The 2,318-nt window shown below is 61.5% G+C and carries 1 protein-coding gene; it reads right to left on the reverse strand.

Features of this window, described 5'->3' with window-relative positions:
* A partial coding sequence (locus tag AC11W3_RS07750) for a spermine/spermidine synthase domain-containing protein (RefSeq protein ID WP_484092757.1) occupies nucleotides 1-2,288 on the reverse strand: 2,288 nt, incomplete at its 3' end.
* Nucleotides 2,289-2,318 lie beyond the last annotated feature (30 nt).

Genomic DNA, 2,318 nt, shown 5'->3' on the forward strand with positions numbered 1-2,318 from the left:
GCATGCTGGTCGAGCACCGGGAAGAAGTCCGAATTGGCCGGTACCGGCATCGAGGCCAGCAGCTTGTCCAGGAGCCTCTTCTCTCCCACCTTCCGCAGCTCTATGTCCTGCACTCCCCCGATGCTGATCCGCTTCAGCGCCGCAGCCACCGCCGGGGTCGTCAGCGGGCCGATATCCGGAGCCGGGACCTGGCCATGCTTTTTGGCGACGATGATGATATCGCGGTCATCGGCGGCGTAGATGGCGTAGTCCGAGAAGTTGGCCGATACGGCTTTCAGAACCGAACAGACCAGTTCGGTATCGATCTCATAGAGCTGCACCCATTGCACGAAGATACCGTCGTCACTTATGTGGCGCTTGATCAGGCGGTAGAACTCTTCCGAGAAGAGACCCGAGACCCCGCTGACCCACGGGTTCGACGGCTCAGAGATGATGATGTCGTACTTCGCCTGCCGGGTCGAGAAGAAGGTTTTGGCATCGTCGATATGGATCGTGCTGCGCGGGTCGGTGTAGACCTTCTCCACCATGGGCCTGAAATTCCTGGCCGCCGCCACCATGCCCTCCTCGATCTCGATGGTGTCGACCCTGCTGATGGCGGGGTTATCCAGCAGGACCTGCGAGGTCATGCCGGAGCCAAGTCCAATGGTGGCGACGGTCGAGGCCCGGGGATGGAGGGCCATGGGAATGGCGGCCAGAAGGGTCATGGTCGATTCGTCCATTCCGGCCGAGCGCTCCCGGTTCATCATGATGGTGGCGTCGGTCTTGCCGTTGGTGTTGATCCGCATCGATCCCAAGCCGTCCTGGAAGACGTCGACGGAAGCGGTCTTGCCGTCGTGGTGGTAGAGATGGCGGAAGCCGTTGCTGGATAAGAGGATGCCTTGCCGGTAGACGCCTGAACCCATCTTGTACAGGTCGAGCTGGACGAAGGTGATGGTGGCGGCCACGGCGGCGAGGGAGCAGCAGCTGACGGCGGCGGGAACCCTGCTGCCGCGGTACCCGGAGGCGGCACTCCAGAAGAGAACGAGGCCAAGGCCGATGTCGAGCACCGCGCCGGCGGTTATCAGCCCCTTCAGCCCCAGAAGCGGCATCCCCAGGTGGATGGCGAAGAAGACACCGATTATCGCCCCCACGGTGTTGGCGGCATAGACTGCGCCGATGCTCTTTTCCCCATGACCATCCCTCATCAGTGCCACCGTGATCAGCGGCAGTGTCATCCCCGCGAAAAAAGTGGCCGGGAGCATGATGGCAATGGCCATCGCGCTGCTGGAAAGGTTGAAGATGGTGTAGCCGTTATCATCCTTAGCGAGCGTTTCCACCAGCCACTGCATCACGGAAAAGGTGTCGCCGTAAAGGACCAGGGTCGATAGCGCCAACACTCCCATGATGACCTGGACCTTGGCCAGAAAACGGACGGGAAGGGCGATGCGGTCGATCAGGCACTGGATGAAGAGCCCGCCACAGGCCAGCCCGAAAATGAAGGCGCTCAACATGAGTTCGAAGGCATGGGTAGAGCTGCCCAGGACCAGGCTCAGCATCCTGATCCAACCGACTTCATAGATAAACGAGGCGGCGCCGGTGACGAGCGACGCGGCCAGGAAGAGCCGTGAAGAGGGGCTCTTCCCCCCGGGGCTCGGAGCCGTCGCACCAGGAGAAGAGTGGGGCGACGATTTAGCCGCCAGCATCCACACCGCCAGGGCCAGCGCTACGTTGATGAGACCGGCGATGCGGATTGTCCCCGGCAGCCCCCAGAGCTTGATCATCACGAAGCCGCTGGCCAGCACGCCAACGACCGCTCCGATGCTGTTGGTGAAATAGAGCAGGGAGAGCGACCTGCCGGGCCTGTCGGGGAAGAGACGAAGCAGTCCTGCGCTCATGAGCGGGAAGGTCATCCCCAGCAGCACCGATTGCGGAAGGATGAGGAGGCCCGAGACGGTCCATTTGTAGGCTGTGACCAGTTCGGGGCTGGCGAGGCGGGGGATGATGCTCGAGTAGGAGCACTCCATGGTCCTGGTAAAGACGTCGTGGAAGGCGAGGGCGCCGATCCCGACTATCCCTTCAGCCAGCGCATAGCCTTTCAAGAGGTTGGTCCAGCGGCCGGAGTACCTGCTCGACAGCCAGGAGCCGATGGCCATGCCTCCCATGAAAATGGCCAGGACCAGCGTCTGGGCGAAGGCGGCGTGGCCGAGGAAGAGCTTGAGGTAGTGGGTCCAGATCGATTCGTAGATAAGGCCTGAAAAGCCGGACAGGGTAAAGAGGATGAAGAAAACATTCCGGTATTTGGGGTGCATCGACAACCTCACGGAGTTCTCTTGACGACG

The sequence above is a fragment of the Geomonas sp. genome (genome assembly GCF_056994735.1).